Origin of the sequence: Terracoccus luteus, from assembly GCF_003635045.1 — a bacterium.
Taxonomy (GTDB): Bacteria; Actinomycetota; Actinomycetes; order Actinomycetales; family Dermatophilaceae; genus Terracoccus; species Terracoccus luteus.
In genome coordinates this window covers 1,990,988-2,013,527 of record NZ_RBXT01000001.1, presented here as the reverse complement: position 1 = coordinate 2,013,527, position 22,540 = coordinate 1,990,988, and the positions used below count along the sequence as shown (strand labels likewise).

The window sequence follows — 22,540 nt, the reverse complement described above, 5'->3', positions numbered from 1 at the left end:
CGAGACCCGGCGGGTGCGGCCGCGGGGGAAGGTCACGCTCACGTTCGCGCTGCAGTTCGTGCGCACCCGGTCGGCGTCACCGATGGAGACGCGCCAGGCTCAAGGGGTCGAGTCCCACTCCAGCGACGCGGACCGGGCGGCCGACGAGATCCGGTTCGCGGGTCTGCGCGACGACGGCTGGACGGTGGTCGAGCTCGAGTCCGACCACGTGTTCACCCCCGAGGGTCGTCAGGAGAAGCTGGGCGAGCTGGCGCACCACCTCGGCCTCGACCCCGCCGCGCTCGACCTGACGGCAGCCCAGCCACAGTTCTTCGCCCCGCCCCAGTTCGAGCGGCCTCGGCGCCGCCGCGCCCGCTGACGCTGTCGACAAGTGGCCTCTCGACGGTTGGAGGGGTGTCGGGAAGTGGCCTCTCGACGATAGCGAGCGGGCCGGCATCCTGCGCGGTGCAGGATGCCGGCCCGTCGGGTCGTGCGCGGGGGCCCGGTCAGCCCGGGCGGCCGGGTCTCAGGCCGAGTACGGCTTGGCGGCGAGGACCTTGACGTCGATCGTCTTGCCGTTGGGGGCCTCGTAGCTCGTGGTCTCGCCGACGCTCTTGCCGTTGATGGCCGCGCCCATGGCGGACTTCTCCGAGAACACCTGAAGGTCGGAGCCGTCGGCGATCTCGCGGTTGCCGAGCAGGAAGGTCTCCTCGTCGCCGAACATCTCGACGGTGACGAGCATGCCGGGCTCGACGATGCCGTCGTCGGCCGGCGTCTCGCCCACCGTGGCGGTCTGGAGCAGCTCGGTGATCTGGCGGATGCGGGCCTCCATCTTGCCCTGCTCCTCGCGAGCGGCGTGGTAGCCGCCGTTCTCCTTGAGGTCGCCCTCCTCGCGGGCCTCCTCGATCTTGCGGGCGATCTCGAGGCGACCCTCGCCGGTCAGCTGGTCGAGCTCTGCCTTGAGGCGGTCGTGGGCCTCCTGGGTCAGGAAGCCAGCAGCGGTCTCGGTCACGGTCACTCCTATTGCGATCCGGCGCCCACGCACGGTCGCGGGGGCGCCGGGTGTCGACGTCGGTCCTACACAGAAAGAGCCCGACCGGTGTCACCCGCCCCGAGGGCGGACTGCGTGACCGCCCGGTCGCGGCCCTGATGAAGCGACCAGTGTAGCAAGCGGGCTACTCGCAGGTCCTGACCTCGCCGGTGACCGCGCGCGAGGTCGTGCGCAGCGTGACCCGGTGCTCCGAACGCTCGTTCCCTGACGCCGGGACGGCCACGCGCACGGTGCCGACGGTCGAGAAGTCCTGCGCCAGCGCCTGAACCGTGCACGTCAGCGCTGTGCCGCCGGGGTTGGTCACCTCGAAGTCGACCCGGACGCTGCGGTCGTCGACCACCTTGTAGCTGACCGTCTGCCAGGTGGGCAGACCCACCGTCGCATGGAGCCCCCAGTAGATCGACATGGCCACCCCGAGGGCGATGCCGACGGCGCCGACGACCCACCACTTGGCGGTGCCGGGGGCGGGGCGGGGGAGGGGCACGGCGGGTCCTTCGTCGGTGACGGTGGTGGCTGGTGGTGGTGAGAGGATGGGAGGGGTCCAGTGTCCCCCACGGACGGCCCGGCTCCCGGACCGGGTGGCCGGCCCAGCCGGGCCGGGGCGGGTACGACCGGACCGCACGACGAGCGGCGCCGACGGCGCCGCGACCGACGACCAGAGACGAGCAGCACGACGTGGTTCAGGGCATGAGGCTGATGGCGGTGCACGCGCACCCCGACGACGAGTCGAGCAAGGGCGCCGCGACGACGGCGAAGTACGTGGCGGCGGGCGCGACGGTGCGTGTCGTGTCGTGCACGGGCGGCGAGCGCGGTGACATCCTCAACGAGAAGCTGAAGAACGACGCCCACATCCTGCGCGACCTGACGCAGGTGCGGCGTGACGAGATGAAGGCGGCCCAGCAGGTGCTCGGCTGCGAGCACACGTGGCTCGGCTTCGTCGACTCCGGTCTGCCCGAGGGTGACCCGCTGCCGCCGCTGCCCGAGGGGTGCTTCGCCCTCGAGGACCTCGAGGTCACGACCGAGGCCCTCGTGCGCGTGATCCGCGAGTTCCGCCCGCACGTCATGACGACCTACGACGAGAAGGGTGGCTACCCCCACCCCGACCACGTCATGTGTCACACCGTCTCGATGGCGGCCTTCGAGGCGGCCGGCGACCCCGAGCGCTACCCGCACGCGGGCGAGCCCTGGCAGCCGCTGAAGATCTACTACAACGGCGGCTGGACGAAGGACCGCCTCGTCGCCCTGCACCAGGCGATGCTCGACGAGGGGCTCGAGAGCCCCTACACAGACTGGCTCGCGAACTGGCAGCCCCGCCGACAGGGCGGACGCGTCACGCCGGTCCCGTGCGGCGAGTACTTCGAGACCCGCGACCGCGCCCTCCGCGCGCACGCCACCCAGGTCGACCCCGACGGGTTCTGGTTCAAGGTGCCGATGGAGCTGCAGCAGCGGGTGTGGGGCGTCGAGGAGTTCGAGCTCGCGGTGTCGTACGTCCCCGTCCCCGACGACGAGGACGACCTCTTCGCCGGGCTCGAGAGCGTCGAGGCCGCTGACGCTCGCGCCGTCCGTCGCGACCACGAGCTCGTGCACGACGGCCGGGTCGGCGAGCTGTCCGACGAGCCGAGCGAGGACGCCATCGAGGAGGCCGTCGACGACGCGGTCGAGGAGGCGCGCGAGCTCGACGACACCGACAGCGACGCCACCCACGACACCGACAGCGACGACGGCGTCACGGTCCCGGCCGACCGCCGACCCGCGGCACGGGTGGAGGGCGACTGATGGGCGACGGCGGCAACCTCCCGATCGGCCCCGGCTTCGGCGGCTTCGTGGCCTTCTTCGTCATGGCGCTCGCGCTGTGGCTGCTCGTGCGCAACATGAACGGCCGGCTGCGCCGCATGGCCTACCGTGAGCGCGACCGGGCGGGCACGACGCCCACCCGCAGCCTGCCCACCCGCACGGACGGCCAGACGACGACGGATGCCGGGCGGCCGGCATCCGAGACCGGCGACGACTCGCGGGTGGACCAGGACGCGACCCCTGGTCGGGCGCCGGGGTCGGCTGACGGCGAGGCCGACGGGACCGCCGACGGGACCGGCCCGCGCGCCTGATCCGGCCGTTCTGCCGACTCGGCCTACCCCGCAAACGCGACGTCCGCGTGCCCACAGGGCACGCGGACGTCTGCATCCGGCCAGGTCGCGTCGGCTCAGGTCGCGGCCTGGTAGCCGATCACGGCGAGGGTGACGGCGATGAAGTGGGTGATGAAGCCGCCGAGGGTGAAGGCGTGGAACACCTCGTGGAAGCCGAACCAGCGCGGCCACGGGTTGGGCCGCTTGATGCCGTAGACGATGCCGCCGGCGGTGTAGAGCAGCCCGCCGAGGCCGATGAGGGAGCCGATGAGCGGCCCGCCCGACTGCCAGAACGGCACGACGTAGAAGATCGCGGCCCAGCCGAGGGCGATGTAGAGCGCGGTGTAGAGCCAGCGCGGCGCCCCGACCCAGAAGATGCGGAAGAGCACGCCGGCGATGGCGCCGCCCCAGATGACGGTGAGCAGCAGGCGGGCCTGGTCACCGGGCAGCAGCGTCACCGCGAACGGCGTGTACGTGCCCGCGATGATGAGGTAGATGTTCGAGTGGTCGAAGCGCTTGAGCAGGGCGGCCATCCGCGGGCCCCACGTGCCGCGGTGGTAGACCGCCGAGACGCCGAACAGCAGGGCGGCGCTCACCGTGAAGACGATCGAGGCCGTGCGGACGGTGCCCGGGTCGGACACGACGACAAGCACGAGGCCACCGAGCAGCGCGAGCGGGAACATGACGAGGTGCAGCCAGCCCCGTAGGCGGGGCTTGACCGCGGCGACGATGCCGGAGGTGGAGCCGGCGCTCGGTGCAGGTCGGTCGGTGCGTTCGCTCATGGGCCGAGTCTAACCTACGACACCGTAGGTTACGGAACCGTAGGTTCGCCGGCCGTGGACGCGGGCGGGTCGGCGAGGGCGTGCGGGGCTGTCGCGCGCCGCACCCGTCACCCCCACCCCTCCTGCACCGTACGACACTCTGACCACACGGTGGCCGGGGCCGTCGCGGCACACCCGGGGGGTACGGTTTGAGCTGTCCTGCCCGGCCGCACCGGGCGTCGACCGACGGCGAGGAGGCCCCGTGGGGTGGCGCGATGTGGTCTACGGCGCGTACGAGCGCCGGGTCCTCAAGGGGCTGCCGCAGGAGGCACTGCCGAGGCACGTCGCCGTCATGCTCGACGGCAACCGCCGGTGGGCCCGCGCCCGCGGGGCGGGCACGGCGTCGGGCCACCAGGCGGGCGCCGACAAGATCGTCTCCCTGCTCGAGTGGTGCGAGGAGGCGGGCGTCGAGTACGTCACTCTCTGGCTGCTCTCGACCGACAACCTGGGCCGTGCGTCGGCCGAGCTGACCCCGCTGCTGGGCATCATCGAGAACGCCGTCGCCGACCTCGCCCGCACCGGGCGCTGGCACGTGCGCATCGCGGGCGCGACCGCCCTGCTCCCGCCGGAGACCGCCGCCTCGCTCAAGGAGTCGGCCGAGCTCACCGCGGACGTCACGGGCATGGTCGTCAACTGCGCCGTGGCCTACGGCGGTCGCCGGGAGATCGCGGATGCCGTGCGCGACCTCCTGCTCGCGCGTGGCGCCGCGGGCCTCCCGCTCGAGCAGATCGCCGCCGAGCTCACGGTCGAGGACATCGCCGAGCACCTCTACACCAAGGGCCAGCCCGACCCCGACCTCGTCATCCGCACGTCGGGGGAGCAGCGGCTCGGCGGGTTCCTGCTCTGGCAGAGCGCGACCTCCGAGTTCTATTTCTGCGAGGCGTACTGGCCCGACTTCCGCCACGTCGACTTCCTCCGGGCCCTGCGCGCCTACGCCGGCCGGCACCGCCGCCACGGGGCCTGACCGCCGTCGGGTCGACGCCGTCGTCGTCGCCGTTGACGGGCGGTGACGGCTCGTGACGGGCGGGACGTACGAGGGTGCCGGGGCGGGTGTGACGGGAGTGACCGGCATCCGGCGCGATGGCCCTTCGCCGACGCGTTACGGGGACGTGAACTCTCATGACACGTCGTCGTGTCGGCCGTGAGTGTCGGTGGTCGGACGTACGGTCGGAGCAGTGCAGGACACCCGTCCGGCACTCCCAGGAGGCCCACCGATGGAGCGATCGCTTCGGACGGAGGGTCGGGCTCCGTGCCACCCTCCGGTGGCCGCCCGGCACCTCGGAAGCGACCAGGCGCGCGCTCGTCGCGCGCCGTAGGAGTGGGACATGGCTTCGAAGACCTCTGCCACCTCGTCGACGACCACGACCGAGCGCGACGTCGCCCCGGCCGGTGTCCCCGGCCGCAAGACGTACGTCATCGACACGTCGGTGCTGCTGTCCGACCCCAAGGCCATGGTCCGTTTCGCCGAGCACGAGGTCGTGCTGCCGGTGGTGGTCGTGACCGAGCTCGAGGCCAAACGGCACCACCCCGAGCTGGGGTTCTTCGCGCGTCAGGCGCTGCGACTGCTCGACGACCTGCGCATCAGCGCCGGGCGCCTCGACCGGCCGGTCGAGGTCGGCACCGTCGGCGGCAGCCTGCGGGTCGAGCTCAACCACACCGACCCGTCCGCGCTGCCGCCCGGGTTCCGGCTCGGCGACAACGACACCCGCATCCTCGCCGTGGCGCGCAACCTCGCCGACGAGGGGCACGACGTGACCATCGTCTCGAAGGACCTCCCGATGCGGGTCAAGGCGTCGGCCTGCGGCCTGGAGGCCGAGGAGTACCGCGCCGAGCAGGGCGTCGACACCGGGTGGACCGGCATCCACGAGCTCGAGGTGAGCACCGACGAGCTCGACCAGCTCTACGACCGCGGCCGCATCGAGCACGCCGCGGCGGCCGAGCTGCCCTGCCACACGGGCCTCGTGCTGCTCTCGCCCCGCGGCAGTGGCCTGGGTCGGGTCGGGGCCGACAAGCAGATCCGCCTCGTGCGCGGTGACCGGGACGCCTTCGGGCTGCACGGCCGCAGCGCCGAGCAGCGCATCGCCCTCGACCTGCTGCTCGACCCCGACGTCGGCATCGTCAGCCTCGGCGGCCGCGCCGGCACGGGCAAGTCGGCGCTCGCGCTGTGCGCCGGGCTCGAGTCGGTCATGGAGCGGCGGGTGCAGCGCAAGGTCATCGTCTTCCGCCCGCTCTTCGCGGTCGGCGGGCAGGAGCTCGGCTACCTGCCCGGCACCGAGGCCGAGAAGATGAACCCCTGGGGCCAGGCGGTCTTCGACACCCTGAGCGCGCTCGTCTCGACCGAGGTCGTCGAGGAGGTCATGGACCGCGGCCTGCTCGAGGTGCTGCCGCTCACGCACATCCGTGGCCGCTCGCTGCACGACGCCTTCGTCATCGTCGACGAGGCCCAGAGCCTCGAGCGCAACGTCCTGCTCACCGTGCTGTCGCGCATCGGCCAGAACAGCAAGGTCGTGCTCACCCACGACGTCGCCCAGCGCGACAACCTCCGCGTCGGTCGGCACGACGGGGTGGCCGCGGTCATCGAGAAGCTCAAGGGCCACCCGCTCTTCGCGCACGTCACCCTCACCCGGTCGGAGCGCAGCCCCATCGCCGCGCTCGTCACCGATCTGCTCGAGGGCCTGGAGGCCTGAGCCGGCGCCCGGTCGCAGCGACCGGCGCGGCCCCGCGGGGAGGCGCGATTTGCTTCTCCGCGGGGCCGGATGTCACCGTGGTGTTCGAATCGTTATCTTTCAGCGGCAGCATCACCGGACTCGATGACAGGGGCGGCCCCGAGGGCCAGGCATCGACGAGACGTCGTCCACGACGTCCGCCGGCTGCCGCCTGAGCCCACCGAGAAAGGCGCCCGCACTCTCCATGGCACGCTACGAAGGCCGGCACCGTTCTGCCCGGCACCAGGTCACCGCGACCACGTCCGCACCGTCGGCGTTGTCCGCGCCCTCCGCGTCCTCGACGGACGACGAGGGGATGCCGGTGTCGACCCAGCCGGCCGCGCCGGCGGCCCGTCGGCGCAGCGCCGTCGACCGCCTCCCTCGCCGAGGCGTCATGGTGCCGCTGACCGCGGTCGGCGCGTTGGCCGCGATCGGCGTCGGCCTCGTCGCCGCCACCGGTGCCGCGCGTGCCGGCGACGACACCCCGACCACGCCCGTCGCGGCCGCGACCTCCGTGGTCGACACGAGCTACCGGCTCGGCATGGCGGTCTCGCGCAGCGACGCCCGTACCCCCTTGGGGACGAGCACCGCCGACGCCGCGGCGGACAAGGCCGCGGCCGACGCCAAGGCGAAGCAGGCCGCGGCCGCAGCGGCCAAGAAGGCCGCGGCGGACAAGGCGGCGGCTGCCAAGAAGGCGCAGGAAGCCCGGCAGCAGGCAGCCCTCGAGGCGGCGCGCAAGGCCCAGGCCGCCACGGAGGCGAAGCAGGCTGCGGCCGTGGCCGACGCCCGCAGCGACCCGCAGGCGGTCGCGCGCCAGCTCATGGCCGAGCACGGATGGACGAGCGACGCCCAGTTCGGCTGCCTCGTCAACCTCTGGAACGGCGAGAGCGACTGGCGCTGGTCGGCCGAGAACAGCAGCTCGGGCGCCTACGGCATCCCGCAGTCGCTCCCGGCCCGCAAGATGGCCCAGTTCGGCGCCGACTACCGCACCAACCCGGTCACCCAGATCAAGTGGGGACTCTGGTACATCGACATGAGCTACGGCTCGCCGTGCAACGCGTGGAGCCAGTGGCAGGCCCGCAGCCCGCACTGGTACTGACCGGCCCCTGACCCGGGCACCGGCCGGCATCCGGGCTGATCGTCCTCGGCATTCGCCCCTTTTCGAGCCGTGGCGCGATTTAGGACAGCCGGACCCGTCAGGGCGTGCTCATTTTTCCAGCCGTGGCGGGCGTTCGGACGGTGGGACCCGCAGGGCGTGCTCGTTTTCCAGCCGTGGCGGGCGTTGGGAAGGCCGAACCCCCCGAAACCCCGCTCCTTTTCCAGCCGTGGCGCGGTTATGGACAAGGTTGGAGCGTCCGGGTGTCCGAAATCGGGCCGTGGCGCGGGTGGGGACACGGGTCCGGCGTACGCGTGTCCGAAAACGGGCCGTGGCGCGGTTCCGGCATCCCGGGTGTCCGAGAGCGGGCCGTGGCGCGGTTACGGACACGGTTCCGGCATCCCGGGTGTCCGAGATCGGGCCGTGGCGGGGTTCCGGACGGAGCCTGCCGCAAACGCGTGTCCGGGATCGGGCCGTGGCGCGAACCGTGCGCCGTCAGATCTTGCGGAGCCGGACCCTGCGGACCTCGTGGTTCTCGCCCTTCGACAGCACGAGCGTCGCCCGCGACCGTGTCGGCAGGATGTTCTCGACGAGGTTGGGCCCGTTGATCTCGCGCCAGATGCGGTTCGCCGTCTCGGCGGCCTCCTCGTCACTGAGCGCCGCGTACCGGTGGAAGTAGCTGTCGGGGTCGGCGAACGCCGTCTGGCGCAGCCGCAGGAACCGGTCGACGTACCAGTTGCGCACGTCGTCGACCCAGGCGTCGACGTAGACCGAGAAGTCGAAGAAGTCGCTCACCGCCAGCCCGGCCCCGCGCACGGGGTGCACCTGCGGCGCCTGGAGCACGTTGAGGCCCTCGACGATGAGGACGTCGGGCTGGCGCACGACGATGCGCTCGTCGGGCACGATGTCGTAGGTGAGGTGCGAGTACACCGGGGCGCTCACCTCGGCCTTGCCCGACTTCACCTCCGTGACGAAGCGCAGCAGCGCCCGCCGGTCGTACGACTCCGGGAAGCCCTTGCGGCGCATGAGGCCGCGGCGCTCGAGCTCGGCGTTGGGCAGCAGGAAGCCGTCCGTCGTCACGAGCTCGACGCGGGGGGTGTCGGGCCAGCGGGCGAGCATCTCGCGCAGGATGCGGGCGGTCGTCGACTTGCCGACCGCGACCGACCCCGCCACGCCGATGACGAACGGCGTCATGGCCGGCCGTTCGCCGAGGAAGTCGGTGGCCACCGAGTGCAGCTGCCGGGTCGCCCCGACGTAGAAGTTGAGCAGCCGCGAGAGGGGGAGGTAGACCTCCTCGACCTCGCGCAGGTCGATGCGGTCACCGAGCCCGGAGAGGCGGGCCAGGTCGTTCTCGTCGAGCGCCAGCGGCTGGTTGCGGCGCAGCCGGGACCAGGCGGCCCGGTCGAGCTCGACGTACGGCGAGGGGACCGACGTGGCGCCCGTCACCCCCGGCGGCGCTGCTGTGTTCGACACTCCGCCATTGTGTCGGACCCCGTGTCGCAGGTGTCGGAGGGGCGTGCGCCCAGCCCGTAGGCTGTGCGCCATGTGCGGAATCGTGGGGTACGTCGGTCGGACCGTGGACGGGACGGCGCTCGACGTCGTCATGGAGGGCCTGGCCCGCCTCGAGTACCGCGGGTACGACTCCGCCGGGGTCGCACTCATCGACGGCGACCACGTCGAGACCCGCAAGAAGTCGGGCAAGCTCGTGAACCTCCGGGCCGACATCGACGCCCACGCGCTGCCGCCGTCGTCGACGGGCATCGGCCACACCCGCTGGGCCACCCACGGCGGCCCCACCGACGAGAACGCGCACCCCCACCGTGGCGGCGACGACGGCAAGCTCGCCCTCATCCACAACGGGATCATCGAGAACTTCCACTCGCTCAAGCGCGCCCTGCTGGCCGAGGGCGTGCAGTTCACGAGCGAGACCGACACCGAGGTCGTCGCCCACCTCGTCGCCAAGGCGTACACGACCCACGGTGACCTCACCGAGGCCATGCGCGCCGTCGTCGCCGACCTCGAGGGGGCCTTCACCCTGCTCGCGGTGCACGCCGACCAGCCCGGCGTCGTCGTCGGTGCCCGCCGCAACAGCCCGCTCGTCGTCGGCCTCGGTGACGACGCCAACTACCTGGGCAGCGACGTCGCCGCCTTCATCGGGTACACCCGCAACGCCCTCGAGCTCGACCAGGACCAGATCGTCACCATCACGCCCGACGGCGCCACGGTGACGAACTTCGACGGCACCCCCGCCGAGGGCAAGGCCTACGAGGTGACGTGGGATGCCGCCGCCGCCGAGAAGGGCGGCTACGCGACGTTCATGGAGAAGGAGATCCACGACCAGCCGCACGCCGTCGCCGATACCCTCCTCGGGCGCACCGACGAGTCCGGCCGGCTCGTGCTCGACGAGATGAACATCTCCGAGGAGCAGCTCAAGGCCGTCGACCGCATCATCGTCGTCGCGTGCGGCACCGCCGCCTACGCCGGCATGGTGGCCAAGTACGCGATCGAGCACTGGACCCGCATCCCCGTCGAGGTCGCCCTCGCCCACGAGTTCCGCTACTGCGACCCGATCGTCAGCGAGCGGACCCTCGTCGTGTCGATCAGCCAGTCGGGCGAGACGATGGACACCCTCATGGCCGTCAAGCACGCCCGCGACATCGGCGCCATGACGATCTCCATCTGCAACACCCACGGCTCGACGATCCCGCGCGAGTCCGACGCCGTGCTCTACACGCACGCCGGCCCCGAGATCGCGGTCGCCTCGACGAAGGCGTTCCTCGCCCAGATCACGTGCTGCTACGTGCTCGGTCTCTACCTCGCGCAGCTGCGTGGTGGCTCCTACGCCGACGACGCCCAGTCGGTGATGAAGGAGCTCGGCCAGGTGCCCGAGAAGATCGAGACGCTGCTCGGCCAGATGGACCGCGTCAAGGAGATCGCCGGCTTCATGGCCGACAGCCGCTCGGTGCTCTTCCTCGGCCGCCACGTCGGCTACCCCGTCGCCCTCGAGGGTGCCCTCAAGCTCAAGGAGCTGGCGTACATCCACGCCGAGGGCTTCGCCGCCGGCGAGCTGAAGCACGGGCCGATCGCCCTCATCGAGCCGGGCCAGCCGGTGTTCGTCGTCGTGCCGTCGCCGACGAGCGAGCACGGCCTGCACGGCAAGGTCGTCAGCAACATCCAGGAGATCCGCGCGCGCGGTGCCCGCACCCTCGTCATCGCCGAGGAGGGTGACGAGGCCGTCGAGCCCTTCGCCGACGAGGTCATCCGGGTGCCCGCCACCGCCCCGCTGCTCGCGCCGCTGCTCACCGTCGTCCCGCTCCAGGTGTTCGCGCTCTGGCTCTCGACGGCCAAGGGCCTCGACGTCGACCAGCCGCGCAACCTCGCCAAGTCGGTCACGGTCGAGTGACCCGCGCGGTGGCCGGGCGTCGCCCGGTGCGAGCCGTGGCGCCGTGAGGGCCCGGATGCCGGTGGGCGGGCTCGCATGATCGTCGGCGTCGGCATCGACGTCGTCGACATCGAACGGTTCGGCCAGACGCTCGCACGGACGCCGGCCCTGCGGGAGCGGCTGTTCACCGAGACCGAGCGTGGTCTCGGGATCGCCTCTCTCGCAGCGCGGTTCGCCGCCAAGGAGGCCCTGGCCAAGTCGCTCGGCGCACCCGCCGGGCTGCACTGGACCGACGCGTGCGTCGTCACCGACGACACCGGCCGACCCTCCCTCGAGATCGGCGGCACGGTGCTCGCCCGCGCCAACGACCTCGGGGTCGACAGCTTCCACGTCTCCCTCTCCCACGACGCCGGGGTCGCCTCGGCCGTCGTCATCGCCGAAGGATGAGCCACCGCCGATGATCCGCGCCCACTCCGTGGAGTCCGTCCGCCGGGCCGAGGACGCCGCCCGCCGCGACCTGCCCGAGGGCGAGCTCATGCGCCGCGCCGCCGAGGGACTGGCCGAGGTCGCGGCCGCCCGCCTCGACGAGCGCGACGGCACGAGCGTCGTCGCCCTCGTCGGCAGCGGCGACAACGGGGGAGACGCGCTGCTCGCCGCCGCATTGCTCAGCGATGCCGGGTTCGCCTGTGCCGCAGTCGTGCTCGCCTCCGACGGCCTCGACGGCGTGCACGACGTCGCGCTCGAGGAGGCCCGGACGGCGGGGGTCGACGTGACCGTCGCGACCGACGACCCGACAGCCGCCGAGCGCCTCGTCGCCGAGGCCGACCTCGTGCTCGACGGCATCGTCGGCATCGGTGGCCGGCCGGGGCTGCGGGCTCCGGCGTCCGCGCTGCTCGACGCCGTCGACGACGACGCCTGGGTGCTGGCCGTCGACCTCGCGAGCGGTCTCGACCCCGCCGGCGAGCACGGCGACGACGACTCGGTGTGGGCCGACGAGACGGTGACGATGGGCACGCCGAAGCCGGCGCACCTGCTGCCGGCCGGCGAGGCGGCCACCGGGCGACTCACCGTCGTCGACATCGGCGTCGAGTTCCCCGACGACGAGGCGGCGGTCGAGCGACTGACGTGGGACGACGTGCCCGAGCTGTGGCCGGTACCCGGGCCGAGCGACGACAAGTACTCCCGGGGCGTGCTCGGCGTCGTCGCCGGCGGCGAGTCGTACACCGGCGCGGCGGTGCTCTGCACCACCGCGGCCGTCGAGGCCGGCGTCGGCATGGTCCGCTACGTCGGCACCCCGACGCCGACCGGGCTCGTGCGACTCGCGGTACCCGAGGCCGTCGTGGGTGACGGGCGGGTGCAGGCGTGGCTCGTCGGTCCGGGCCTCGACACGACCGCCGAGGGTGACGACGCGCAGCGCCAGCTCGCGGTCGCCCGCGTTGCCGTCGACTCCGACGTCCCGCTCGTGCTCGACGCCGGCGGCCTCGACCTGCTCGAGGCCGAGGCGCTGCCGCGCACCGCCCCGACCGTGCTCACCCCCCACGCGGGCGAGCTGGCCCGGCTTCTCGCCCGCCTGGCGGGGGACAAGGACTCCGACGGCCCGAGCGCCGACGACGTCCGGGCCGACCCGCTGCGCCACGCCCGCCGAGCCGCCGACCTGACGGGGGCGACGGTGCTGCTCAAGGGCGCGACGACGCTCGTCGTCGACCCCACCCCGACGTACGACGAGACCGAAGCGACCGACGCGACCGACGCGACCGACGCGACTGCGGCCCCCGCCGTGCGCAGCCAGGCCGACGCCCCGCCGTGGCTCGCCACCGCCGGGGCGGGCGACGTGCTCGCCGGCGTCGTCGGCACCCTGCTCGCAGCCGGCCTCACCCCGCGCGACGCCGCCTCGCTCGGTGCGCTCGTGCACGGGGTGAGCGCCGACCGCGCCAGCGGCGGGGGCCCGCTGAGGGCGCTCGCGGTGGCCCACGGCATCCGGACCACCGTGCGCGACCTGCTCACCCGCGCGGGTGACCGATGAGCCCCACGACCGCCGTCGGGCCAGTGCTGCCGGCGTGGGCGGAGGTCGACCTCGACGCCCTCGCCCACAACGTCGGCGTGCTGCGTGACCGGGCGCCGGGCGCCGACCTCATGGCCGTGGTCAAGGCCGACGCCTACGGCCACGGCCTCGTGCCGGTGGCGCGCACCGCCGTCGCCGCCGGGGCAGCGTGGCTCGGCGTGGCCCAGCTGGCCGAGGCGGTCGCGCTGCGCGACGCCGGCCTCACGGCTCCGGTGCTGTCGTGGCTGTCGGTGCCGGGCAGCGACTTCGCCGGGGCGGTGCGCCGCGACGTCGACCTGTCGGCGTCGGCGCCGTGGGCGCTCGACGAGATCGCGGCCGCCGCCCGCGCGGAGGGCCGTACGGCCCGCGTGCACCTCAAGGTCGACAGCGGTCTCGGCCGCGGCGGCGCCTACGGGCAGGACTGGACGGCGCTCGTGCGCCACGCCCGTCCCCTCGAGGCCGAGGGCGTCGTGCGCGTCGTCGGCGTCTGGACCCACTTCGCCTTCGCCGACGCCCCCGACCACCCGACGGTGCTCGCCCAGCAGGAGCGGTTCTTCGAGGCCGCCGCCGAGGCCGAGCGCGAGGGCTGCCGCCCGGAGGTGCGCCACCTGGCCAACTCCGCGGCCACGCTCGTGCACCCCGCGGCGCACGCCGACCTCGTGCGCCCGGGCCTGGCCCTCTACGGCCTCTCGCCGGTGCCGCAGGTCGACGACGACTTCGGCCTGCGCCCCGTGATGACGCTGCGGGCGCGCCTCGCCCTCGTCAAGGGGCTGCCGGCCGGTCAGGGCGTCAGCTACGGCCACGCCTACGTCACCCCCGGCGACACCGTCGTCGGGCTCGTGCCCGCGGGCTACGGCGACGGGGTGCCCCGCAACGCCACCAACGTCGGGCCGGTCCTCGTCGGCGACCACCGCACGACGGTCGCCGGGCGCGTCTGCATGGACCAGTTCGTCGTCGACCTCGGGCCCGACAGCACCGCGCGGGCCGGCGACGTCGTCACCCTCTTCGGCGGCGCCCCCGGCGAGCCGACCGCCCAGCAGTGGGCCGACGCCACCGGCACCATCAGCTACGAGATCGTCACCCGCATCGGTCCGCGCGTCCCCCGGGTGGTCATCGGTTCGCATGCGGGCTCGGACGCCGGGTCGGATGCCGGGTCGCCGGCCGGAGAGGTGCCCGCCCCGTGAGCCCCTCCTGGGTGCGCAACCCCGTCGTCGCCGTCGCGGCCGGAGCCGTCGGTGTCGCCGCGGCGGCCGCCGCCGGCATCGCGGCGGACCGCGCCGGCAAGCACCGGGCGGCCGTCGCCGCCCTCGAGACGGCCGACCTCGTCGACGTCGTGCCCGACGAGGAGCACGTCGTGCTCACCGACGACGGTGTCGCCCTGCACGTCGAGATCGACCTGCCCACCGAGGCCGCGGCCGCGGCCGCCGCCGAGCGCACGACCGCCGACGGGCGCCGCGAGGCGCTGCCGACCGTCGTGCTCACGCACGGCTACTGCCTCAGCCTGCGCTGCTGGACCTACCAGCGCCGGGCCCTCGCCGACGCCGGCTACCGGGTCGTCACGTGGGACCAACGCGGCCACGGTCGGTCGGCCCGCGGCGACGTGTCGAGCTACGTCATCGACCGGCTCGGCCAGGACCTCGATGCCGTCCTGCAGGCCCACGCCCCCGACGGTGACCTCGTGCTCGTCGGGCACTCGATGGGCGGAATGACGGTCATCGCGCTGGGGGAGCAGTACCCCGAGCTGCTGCGCGACCGGGTCACCGGCGTCGCCTTCGTCGGCACGAGCCCCGGCGGGCTCACCCTCGCCAACGGCGGCCGCATCGCCACGGTGGCCCGCACGCTGCTCAACCGCTTCGGCCCCGCCGTGCTCACGCCGCTCAGCACCCGCCCGCAGATCTTCGCCGACATCCGCCGGGCCGCCCGGGACGTCGAGCTGTTCCTCGTCGAGCAGAACTCCTTCGCCTCGCCGGTGCCGCGGTCGGTCGTGCGCTACACCGCCGACATCCTGCTCGGCACCCCGCTCGACGTCATCAACGGATTCCTCAAGACGTTCGACGGCTACGACAAGCGGCCGGTGCTGGCGCAGTTTCGGCACGCCATGGTGCTCGTCTTCAACGGCCGGCAGGACATCCTCACGCCGCCGGCGCACAGCGACCTCATCGTCGAGGCCATCCCCGGCGCCGAGCACATCGTCGTCAACGACGCCGGCCACGTCATCATGCTCGAGCACCCCGAGCTGCTGAACCAGCACCTGCTGCAGCTCATCGAGCGGGCGACCCGGGCCGAGGCCGAGGACATCGACACCGCCTCCCAGCCGCGGGTGCGCCGGGTCGTCACCGACGTCGCCAAGGCGCGCCGGGTGCGGCGGCTCGAGCAGGAGGCGGAGGCGCTCGTGCGGTCGCGCGGCAAGGCGCCGCGCGAGAGGGCGAAGAGTGCCGGGCGTCGAGGGGAGTCGAGCCGTGGAGCGTGAGCTCAGCTGGCCCACGGTCGAACTCACCCAGGATGCCGGTCGACGCCTCGGCACGCTGCTGCGCGGTGGCGACGTCGTCGTGCTCACCGGTGACCTCGGCGCCGGCAAGACGACCTTCACCCAGGCCCTCGGTGAGGGGCTCGGCGTCCGCGGCCCCGTCACCTCCCCGACCTTCGTCATCGCGCGGGTCCACCCGTCGCTCGTCGATGGGCCGGCGCTCGTGCACGTCGACGCCTACCGGCTCGGCAGCGCCCTCGAGCTCGACGACCTCGACCTCGACGCCGACCTCGACACGAGCGTCACCGTCGTCGAGTGGGGCGCGGGGCTGGCCGAGCAGCTGAGCGACGAGCGCCTCGAGATCACGCTCACCGGCGAGCCCGCCCGCACCGCCCGGGTCGTCGGCGTCGGCGCCCGGTGGGACGTCGTCGTGGCGGCCCTCGCCGAGGGCGACGGGTCGGTCGGGGCCGGGCCCGCGCCCCGGTAGCCTGACGACGTGCTCCTGCTCGCGATCGACACCTCGACGACGGCCATCACGACGGCCCTGCACGACGGTGCCGCGGTGCTGGCGCAGTCGAGCACCCTCGACGCCCGCGCCCACACGGAGCACCTGGCCCCCGGCATCCGGGCCGTGCTCGCCGACGTGGGCCGCGAGCCCGGTGACGTCACGGACGTCGTGTGCGGCATCGGGCCGGGGCCGTTCACGGGGCTGCGCGTCGGCATCGTCACCGCCCGCACCGTCGGCTTCGCCCTCGGCGTCCCCGTGCGCGGGCTGACGAGCCACGACGCCCTCGCGCACGAGGCCTGGCTGGGCGGTCACCGCGGCGGGCTGCTCGTCGCCACCGACGCCCGCCGCAAGGAGGTCTACGCCGCCCGCTACGACCTCGACGACGACGGCGCCCACCGGCTCGAGGGCCCCGTGGTGGCCAAGGCCGTCGACCTCCCGGACGAGTGGCGCGCGCTGCCCGCCGCGGGCCGCGGGCCGGGCCTGTGGCCCGAGTCCCTCAGCGGGTCGGGGCTGCCGCTCGACGTCAGCGCCGGGGCCCTCGCCGACCTCGCCGCCCGGCGCCTGCGCGCCGCCGGTCGGGAGGAGGACGCCGCGTCCCTGCAGCGCGTCGACGCCGTGGGAGGCTTCGACGGCCTCGAGCCGCTCTACCTCCGCCGGCCTGATGCCGCCCCCGCCGTCGCCCCCGCTGTCGGCACGGCGCCGCCCGGGTGAACCCGGAGCCCCGCCTGCGCGAGCTGCGCTGGACCGACCTCTCGGCCCTCGCCGGCGTCGAGCGCGAGCTGTTCGGCCCCGAGGCGTGGACCGAGGCGACGTGGTGGGCCGAGCTGGCCCAGCGCCCCCGCCGTGAGTACGTCGTCGCCGAGGTGACCACGGACTCGGGCGCAACCGCCCCCGCCGGGTACGCCGGGATCGACGTCGCCGGCGACGTCGCCGACGTCATGACCGTCGCCACCCTGCCGGCGTACCGCGGCCGGGGGCTCGGCCGCGTCCTGCTCGACGGGCTCGTGCGCCGGGCCACCGCGCGCGGCGCCGAGGCCCTGCTGCTCGAGGTGCGAGCCGACAACGACGCGGCCCGGCGGCTCTACGACAGCACCGGTTTCGAGGTCATCTCGGTGCGCCGTCGCTACTACCAGCCCGACGGTGTCGACGCCCTCGTCATGCGGCTGCTGCTGCGGACGGACGCCGGCTGACGACCCGGTCTCAGCCGCACGAGGCGAGGCCGAGCCGGGCCTTGAGGGCCACCACCCGCACGGCGGCGGCACGTACCTGCGCGGCGAACCCGGCATCCTTGCTCATCTCCGCCTTGAGTGCCTCGTGCATGGGGCCCACGGTGCTCGGCACCGCGGTGAGCACGATGTCGCCGCCGGCCTCGACGAAGCGCACCGCCCGCTGGGCGACGGGGACGTCGGCGACCGCCGCGGCCGCGCCCACGTCGTCGGTGATCGTCACGCCCTGCCACCCGAGGCGGTCGCGCAGGACGCCGGTGACCACGGCCCGGCTGAAGACGGCGTTCGTCGACCCGTCGATCCTCGGGTAGACCGCCGAGCCGACCATGACGAGGTCGGCGCCGTCACGGATGCCGTCGGCGAAGGGCTCGAGGTAGGGGTCGGTGGCGCTCGTGGTGCGGTCGGTGATGCCGCTCGCGGTCGTGTCGGTGTTGCCGGTGATGCGGCCGATGCCGGGGAAGTGCTTGACGGTCGAGGCGACGCCGCCCGCGCGCATCCCCGCCACGAACGCCCCGACGCTCTCACCGACCTGGGCCGGGTCGCTCGAGTACTGGCGCCCGTAGCGGCCGATGGGTCCGTTCTTCGTGCCGATGCCCGTCGGCACCGTGTCGGCCACGGGGGCGAGGTTGACGTTGATGCCCGCGGCCTTGAGCTGCCGGGCCCACCCGGTGGCCTCCGACGTGAGCCGGTCGGCGCTCCACGTGCCCTGGGTCAGGGCCGACGGCATCCGGTCGAAGCCGCTGCCCCGCAGCTGCTGCACCTGGCCGCCCTCCTGGTCGGCGGCGAGCAGCAGGCCGAGCCCGCCGGTGCTCTCGCCCGCGAGGCTCTCGAGGTGCGAGGTCGTCGCCTCGACGCGAGCGGCGCCGGAGGTCCACCCGCCGAGCAGGATGACGCCGCCGAGGTGGCGCTGCTGCACGAGCGCGTCGAGGCTCGTGCGCGACGCGCCGGAGTCGAGACCGACCATGAGCAGCTGACCCGCCTGCTGCGTGGCCGAGAGCCCGTCGACGACACGCTCCGCGCACGAGGTGGATGCCGTCGTGGTCGGCGCCGGCGCCCCGCCCGCACTGCTCGTGGTGCCCGTCACGGTGGCCGCACCCGTCGAGCTGGACGGGCTGGACGGGCTGGACGGGCTGGTGGAGCCGGACGGGCTCGACGGCGCGTCGGTCGTCGACGTGGCGCTGCGGGTCGGCACCGCGGTCGCCGGGGAGGAGCCCGCCGGTCCGGTCGGGACCGCCGACGCACCGGGCGCCGTTGGGGTGGACCCACCGGAGCACGCCCCGAGAGCGGCCAGGGCAGCCACGGCGAGGGCGGTGACGAGGGGGCGGGGTGACGGGGTGCAGTGGTGGGTCACCCGGCGACCCTAGCCGCGCCGGCTGGGCGTCGGCCGGACGTCAGGTCCAGTAGAGGAGCCGGGCCTGCGGCAGGCGGGCGTCGAGCTCGTCCGTGAACCAGCCCCGCAGCTCGCGCATCGTCTCGCCCGGGTAGACGTACTTGACGCCGCCGAACGTCGAGCGCTTGGCCCGCCGACCGTCCTCGTCGAGGTCGAGCCGGGTGCGCGGGTACCAGCCCTGGATGACCTCCTTGCTGCCCGGCGTGAAGCGGTGCGTGATGACCTCCGCGGTGACGTCGAGGTCGTCGACGCCGGCGAGGGCCAGGGCGACGGCGTCGAGCAGCGCGGCGTACTGCTCGCGCCAGCCGTCGACGGGCATGACGGGCGCGATGGTTAGCCCGACGGGGTAGCCGGCCCGGGCGACGCGGCCGAGGGCGGCCACCCGTTCCGGCATCCGGGCGGTGCCACCCTCGAAGCGTTCGACCCCGGAAGCGTTGAGCGAGAAGCGGACTCGCGTGCGCCGGCCGTGCGGCAGTGCGAGCAGCGGCGCCACGTCGTCGAACTTCGTCGTGAAGCGCAGCGAGGCACCGTCGCCGTGCAGCCCGGTGCCGACCTCGGTCACGGCGGCGGCGAGCGAGCCGGTGAGGTGCTCGATGCCGAGTGGGTCGGTGTAGCACGACAGCTCGAAGGTCGTGCCCTCGCCGGCGCGGTCGGCGTCGCCCGTCGTCACCGAGCCGCTGCCGGTGAGCGACCGGATGGGCGCGAGGACGTCGTCCACGTTCGCGTAGACGCGGGTGATCGGCGGACCTGTCAGCGAGCCTGCGAGGTAGCAGTACTGGCAGTGGGCCGGGCAGCCCTTCGCGAGGTCGAGCCGCCAGTCGGCCGACGGCGGGATGGGCTGGGGGCGCAGCTGCGACGGTGGCGCCACGACGACGGCCAGGGTGTCCTTCGCGCGCGCGTAGGCCTCCCGCTCCGAGAGCCCCCGCGGCGAGGTGATGCGGTCGGCGGTGAGCAGCTGCACGTCGGTGACGCCGGCCGCCTCGACGCGGCGCAGGATCTCGGCGGTGTGCGGTCGCTCGGCCGCTGAGCGCGTGACGACGACGTGCCGCGGCACCCAGCGTCGGGCCGGGCGCAGGTCGGTGACGGGAGGGACGGGGCTCGGCGACGAGTTGACTGGGGTCATCACCGTGGTCAACACCGCCGTGTCCGTGGGCCTTCCCGCCCCCGGGCCCTGGTCGTGCCGCGCGGGTAGCGTGCGGGCGTGACGTCGACGACAGACCCCGCCCCGCAGCCCGAGCACCCCACCCCGAGCCCCACGTCGGGGCCTGTCCCCGACCCGGTCCCGGTCGTGCTCGACGTCGACACCGGGGTCGACGACGCGTGCGCGCTGCTGCTCGCCGCCCTCCACCCGGCGCTCGACCTGCGCGGTGTCACGTGCGTGGGCGGCAACGCCCCCGTCGACGACGTCGTGCGCAACACCCTCGTCGCGCTCGAGGCGGCCGGATGCCGTGACGTCCCCGTCGCGCGCGGGGCCGACCGTCCGCTGCTCGAGACCCCCGTCGACGCCCGGCACGTGCACGGCGACGACGGCATGGGCGACCTCGGGTGGGCGGCGCCGACCCTGGCGCCCGACCCGCGGCACGCCGTCGCGCTGCTGCGCGACCTGTGCCTCGAGGCCGCCGCGGACGGGCGGCCGCTCACCCTCGTCCCCCTGGCGCCGCTGACGAACGTCGCCCTGCTGCTGCGCACCCATCCCGAGGTCTCGTCCGGCATCGAGCGGATCGTCTTCATGGGCGGCGCCGCCGACGTCGGCAACGCGACGGCATCGGCGGAGTTCAACGTCTTCCACGACCCGGAGGCCGCGGCGATCGTGCTCGACGCGGCCGGTGACCTCGGCATCCCCCTGACGATGTACGGCCTCGACGTCTTCTACGAGCCGGTCGTGAGCGCCGAGGAGGCCGCGACCCTCGTCGAGGCCGGGGGTCGCGGGGCCGCCGAGCTGGGCGGCCGGCTCGTCGCCTTCCAGTGCGAGCGCTTCGCCACCTCGGCGGCCACGATCGGCGACGCCGGGGCGGTGTGCGCGGTCATCGACCCGGCCGGCGTGAGCACCCGCCCCCTGCCCCTGCGCGTCGAGCTCGCGGGCACGTGGTCGCGCGGGCGCACCATCGTCGACCGTCGCGACTGGAGCGGCGACCTCGCCCACGACCCGCACGGCGAGGCCCCGACGCGCGTCGACGTCGCCCTGGGCGTCGACGGCCCGCGCTACGCGCGGCTGTGGCGCGAGACCCTCGCCGGCGCGGCTGGGGCCGACCGGTGACCGCCCGCGGGCGCATCGTCGTGGTCGGGGCGCTCGAGGTCGTCGTCGTCACCCACGTCGAGCGGCACCCCGGCCCCGGCGAGCACGTCGTCGGCCTGCACGGCGGCCGGGTCGCCGCAGGGGCGGCCATGACCCAGGCGCTGGCGGCCCGCGCGGCCGGGGCGGACGTGCTCGTCGTCGGCGCGGTGGGCGACGACGACGCCGGTCGGCAGTGCGTGCGACGGCTCGAGAAGGCGGGGGTGACCACGTCCGTGCACCGCGACACCGGGAGCCCCACCGGAACCGTGCACGTCACCCTCGACGAGCACGCGGCGTCGACGACGGTGGCCGTGCCGGGGGCCAACCTCGCCGTGCCCCACGAGTCGCTGACTCCGCGCGCGCTGCAGCTCGGTGCCGATGACGTCGTGCTCGTGTCCCCCGGGGTGGGCCGGACGACGGTGATGGACACCGCTCGGGCGGCGCAGCGGGCCGGTGCCCGCCTCGTCGTCCACCTGGCCCCCTTCCTCCCGCTGCCGCCGGACGTCGTCGCCGCGGCCGACCCCGTCGTCGTCGACGAGACCGGGATGCGCCTGCTCGCCGACTCGTCCCTGCTGCCCGAGTCGCTGCTCGTCACCTTCGGGCCGCACGGCTGTCGCTGGGGCACCGAGGGCGTCGACCGCGAGCCGGTCGACGAGCCCGAGGGCGACCGGCCCGACGCCGACCGGCCCCCGGTCGGCGAGACCTTCGCCGGAACCCTCGCGGCGGCCCTCGCCGACGGCCTCGACCGGCAGGGGGCGCTCGAGGCGGCGACCGCGGCCGCCACCCGGCAGCGTCGGTCCGAGACCGGCATCCTCGGTGTCGGCGGGCCGACGATGCTGCCGCTGTGGATGTAACTGGACGGGTACGTAACCGACTGGGTACGCTGGCGGTACCCCGTCGGCCCCTCGGTCAGGGGCAGGTCGGCGCCGACCCCGGGAGGACCCATGGCCACACCCCTCGACGAGATGCTCGCAGCGGTGCACCGCACGGGCGGCTCCGTCACCGTCGAGATCGACCGGCTCTACCCCACGACCGCTCCCGACCTGTGGTCGGCGTGCACCGAGCCCGACCGGCTGGCGCGGTGGTTCGCCCGCGTCACCGGCGACCTGCGCCCGGGGGGCGAGTTCACGATCCACTTCGACGACGACGACACGCCGGCGTGCACGCTCACCGACTGCACCCCGCCGGAGTCGTTCGTCTGGCGCTGGCCCGTCGGCGGCCACGACACCACGGTGACGGTCGAGGTGGCGGCCGACCCCGGGGGAGCGCGCCTGCGGCTGTGCCACGAGGGGCTGCCCGAGGGTCCGGCCGCCGGGTACGCCGCCGGGTGGGACACCTACGTGCGTCGCCTCGAGGCCGACCTCTCCCACGACGATGCGGCCGACGGCGACGCCCTGCCCGACTGGGACGCGACCTGGGGTGCCCTGCACCCGCTCTACCGCGCGGCGCTCGCGTCGGCGTGACGCCGGCCGCCCG

At 74.1% G+C, this 22,540-nt stretch carries 23 protein-coding genes; 17 read left to right on the top strand and 6 right to left on the bottom strand.

The genetic code is table 11. The features are described 5' to 3' along the window. Positions 1–13: 13 nt before the first annotated feature. Entirely contained in the window at positions 14–358 is a 345-nt protein-coding gene (locus DFJ68_RS09160) for a hypothetical protein (protein WP_147431539.1), read from the top strand. Positions 359–505: 147 nt separating this feature from the next. Here the strand turns inward: DFJ68_RS09160 and greA are convergent, their stop codons facing one another. Both greA and DFJ68_RS09150 read right to left on the bottom strand, forming a co-directional pair. Then, positions 506–991 carry a transcription elongation factor GreA gene (gene greA, locus DFJ68_RS09155; protein ID WP_121035243.1) on the bottom strand — a complete coding sequence of 162 codons (486 nt, stop codon included), beginning with the start codon at positions 989–991 and terminating at the stop codon, positions 506–508. Between the two features lie 163 nt (positions 992–1,154). Then, complete coding sequence (locus DFJ68_RS09150; protein WP_121032573.1) at positions 1,155–1,514, bottom strand: DUF4307 domain-containing protein; 360 nt, start codon at positions 1,512–1,514, stop codon at positions 1,155–1,157. Positions 1,515–1,717: 203 nt separating this feature from the next. Here DFJ68_RS09150 and mca point away from each other — a divergent pair, with 203 nt between their 5' ends. Together mca and DFJ68_RS09140 are read left to right on the top strand one after the other, a co-directional pair. Further along, positions 1,718–2,806 carry a mycothiol conjugate amidase Mca gene (gene mca, locus DFJ68_RS09145; RefSeq protein ID WP_338067416.1) on the top strand — a complete coding sequence of 363 codons (1,089 nt, stop codon included), beginning with the start codon at positions 1,718–1,720 and terminating at the stop codon, positions 2,804–2,806. Beyond that, on the top strand, positions 2,806–3,135 hold the full coding sequence (locus tag DFJ68_RS09140) for a hypothetical protein (protein WP_121032569.1): 330 nt from the start codon (positions 2,806–2,808) through the stop codon (positions 3,133–3,135). Before mca ends, DFJ68_RS09140 begins: the two co-directional genes overlap by 1 nt. 95 nt (positions 3,136–3,230) lie before the next feature. Here DFJ68_RS09140 and trhA read toward each other — a convergent pair whose 3' ends face one another. Next, positions 3,231–3,935, bottom strand: coding sequence for a PAQR family membrane homeostasis protein TrhA (trhA, locus tag DFJ68_RS09135; protein ID WP_121032567.1), 705 nt, complete (start codon positions 3,933–3,935; stop codon positions 3,231–3,233). 241 nt (positions 3,936–4,176) lie between these two features. Between trhA and DFJ68_RS09130 the strand changes: the two genes are divergently transcribed. The 3 genes from DFJ68_RS09130 to DFJ68_RS18485 all read left to right on the top strand — a co-directional run bounded on the left by DFJ68_RS09130 (position 4,177) and on the right by DFJ68_RS18485 (position 7,778). Next, positions 4,177–4,938 carry an isoprenyl transferase gene (locus tag DFJ68_RS09130; RefSeq protein ID WP_121032565.1) on the top strand — a complete coding sequence of 254 codons (762 nt, stop codon included), beginning with the start codon at positions 4,177–4,179 and terminating at the stop codon, positions 4,936–4,938. 361 nt (positions 4,939–5,299) lie between these two features. After that, positions 5,300–6,661: a PhoH family protein gene (locus DFJ68_RS09125; protein ID WP_121032563.1), complete on the top strand. Its 1,362-nt coding sequence runs from the start codon at positions 5,300–5,302 to the stop codon at positions 6,659–6,661. A gap of 340 nt (positions 6,662–7,001) precedes the next feature. Next, a complete protein-coding gene (locus DFJ68_RS18485) occupies positions 7,002–7,778 on the top strand; it encodes an aggregation-promoting factor C-terminal-like domain-containing protein (protein ID WP_147431538.1) in 777 nt (258 codons plus the stop codon). Between the two features lie 492 nt (positions 7,779–8,270). On the opposite strand, the gene coaA is transcribed toward DFJ68_RS18485, so the two are convergent. Then, positions 8,271–9,248 carry a type I pantothenate kinase gene (coaA, locus tag DFJ68_RS09115; protein ID WP_245963557.1) on the bottom strand — a complete coding sequence of 326 codons (978 nt, stop codon included), beginning with the start codon at positions 9,246–9,248 and terminating at the stop codon, positions 8,271–8,273. Positions 9,249–9,318: 70 nt separating this feature from the next. Between coaA and glmS the strand changes: the two genes are divergently transcribed. The 8 genes from glmS to rimI all read left to right on the top strand — a co-directional run bounded on the left by glmS (position 9,319) and on the right by rimI (position 17,363). Next, complete coding sequence (gene glmS, locus DFJ68_RS09110) at positions 9,319–11,178, top strand: glutamine--fructose-6-phosphate transaminase (isomerizing) (RefSeq protein WP_121032557.1); 1,860 nt, start codon at positions 9,319–9,321, stop codon at positions 11,176–11,178. A gap of 75 nt (positions 11,179–11,253) precedes the next feature. After that, the gene (locus DFJ68_RS09105; RefSeq protein ID WP_121032555.1) at positions 11,254–11,604 is read left to right on the top strand and encodes a holo-ACP synthase; all 351 of its coding nucleotides are present in this window, start codon (positions 11,254–11,256) and stop codon (positions 11,602–11,604) included. Positions 11,605–11,614: 10 nt separating this feature from the next. Continuing rightward, positions 11,615–13,180: a bifunctional ADP-dependent NAD(P)H-hydrate dehydratase/NAD(P)H-hydrate epimerase gene (locus tag DFJ68_RS09100; RefSeq protein WP_121032553.1), complete on the top strand. Its 1,566-nt coding sequence runs from the start codon at positions 11,615–11,617 to the stop codon at positions 13,178–13,180. Next, the gene (gene alr / locus DFJ68_RS09095) at positions 13,177–14,382 is read left to right on the top strand and encodes an alanine racemase (protein ID WP_121032551.1); all 1,206 of its coding nucleotides are present in this window, start codon (positions 13,177–13,179) and stop codon (positions 14,380–14,382) included. Before DFJ68_RS09100 ends, alr begins: the two co-directional genes overlap by 4 nt. After that, positions 14,379–15,668 (top strand): alpha/beta fold hydrolase, encoded by a 1,290-nt coding sequence (locus DFJ68_RS09090; protein WP_121032549.1) that lies wholly within the window; start codon positions 14,379–14,381, stop codon positions 15,666–15,668. The genes alr and DFJ68_RS09090 overlap by 4 nt, the downstream gene beginning before the upstream one ends. Beyond that, the gene (gene tsaE / locus DFJ68_RS09085; RefSeq protein ID WP_121032547.1) at positions 15,658–16,152 is read left to right on the top strand and encodes a tRNA (adenosine(37)-N6)-threonylcarbamoyltransferase complex ATPase subunit type 1 TsaE; all 495 of its coding nucleotides are present in this window, start codon (positions 15,658–15,660) and stop codon (positions 16,150–16,152) included. Before DFJ68_RS09090 ends, tsaE begins: the two co-directional genes overlap by 11 nt. A 9-nt stretch (positions 16,153–16,161) precedes the next feature. Then, positions 16,162–16,884, top strand: coding sequence for a tRNA (adenosine(37)-N6)-threonylcarbamoyltransferase complex dimerization subunit type 1 TsaB (gene tsaB / locus DFJ68_RS09080; RefSeq protein WP_121032545.1), 723 nt, complete (start codon positions 16,162–16,164; stop codon positions 16,882–16,884). Continuing rightward, on the top strand, positions 16,881–17,363 hold the full coding sequence (rimI, locus tag DFJ68_RS09075) for a ribosomal protein S18-alanine N-acetyltransferase (protein ID WP_245963556.1): 483 nt from the start codon (positions 16,881–16,883) through the stop codon (positions 17,361–17,363). The genes tsaB and rimI overlap by 4 nt, the downstream gene beginning before the upstream one ends. Positions 17,364–17,373: 10 nt before the next feature. Here the strand turns inward: rimI and DFJ68_RS09070 are convergent, their stop codons facing one another. Together DFJ68_RS09070 and DFJ68_RS09065 are read right to left on the bottom strand one after the other, a co-directional pair. Beyond that, positions 17,374–18,750, bottom strand: a complete 1,377-nt coding sequence (locus tag DFJ68_RS09070) for a glycoside hydrolase family 3 N-terminal domain-containing protein (RefSeq protein WP_245963555.1) — start codon at positions 18,748–18,750, stop codon at positions 17,374–17,376. Between the two features lie 40 nt (positions 18,751–18,790). Next, positions 18,791–19,912, bottom strand: coding sequence for a spore photoproduct lyase family protein (locus tag DFJ68_RS09065; protein ID WP_121032543.1), 1,122 nt, complete (start codon positions 19,910–19,912; stop codon positions 18,791–18,793). Between the two features lie 78 nt (positions 19,913–19,990). Between DFJ68_RS09065 and DFJ68_RS09060 the strand changes: the two genes are divergently transcribed. From DFJ68_RS09060 to DFJ68_RS09050, 3 genes are all read left to right on the top strand, one after another. Beyond that, the gene (locus DFJ68_RS09060) at positions 19,991–21,046 is read left to right on the top strand and encodes a nucleoside hydrolase (protein WP_121032541.1); all 1,056 of its coding nucleotides are present in this window, start codon (positions 19,991–19,993) and stop codon (positions 21,044–21,046) included. Beyond that, positions 21,043–21,918, top strand: a complete 876-nt coding sequence (locus tag DFJ68_RS09055) for a PfkB family carbohydrate kinase (protein WP_121035240.1) — start codon at positions 21,043–21,045, stop codon at positions 21,916–21,918. Before DFJ68_RS09060 ends, DFJ68_RS09055 begins: the two co-directional genes overlap by 4 nt. Positions 21,919–22,008: 90 nt before the next feature. Then, positions 22,009–22,527 carry an SRPBCC family protein gene (locus DFJ68_RS09050; RefSeq protein WP_121032539.1) on the top strand — a complete coding sequence of 173 codons (519 nt, stop codon included), beginning with the start codon at positions 22,009–22,011 and terminating at the stop codon, positions 22,525–22,527. Positions 22,528–22,540: the final 13 nt, after the last annotated feature.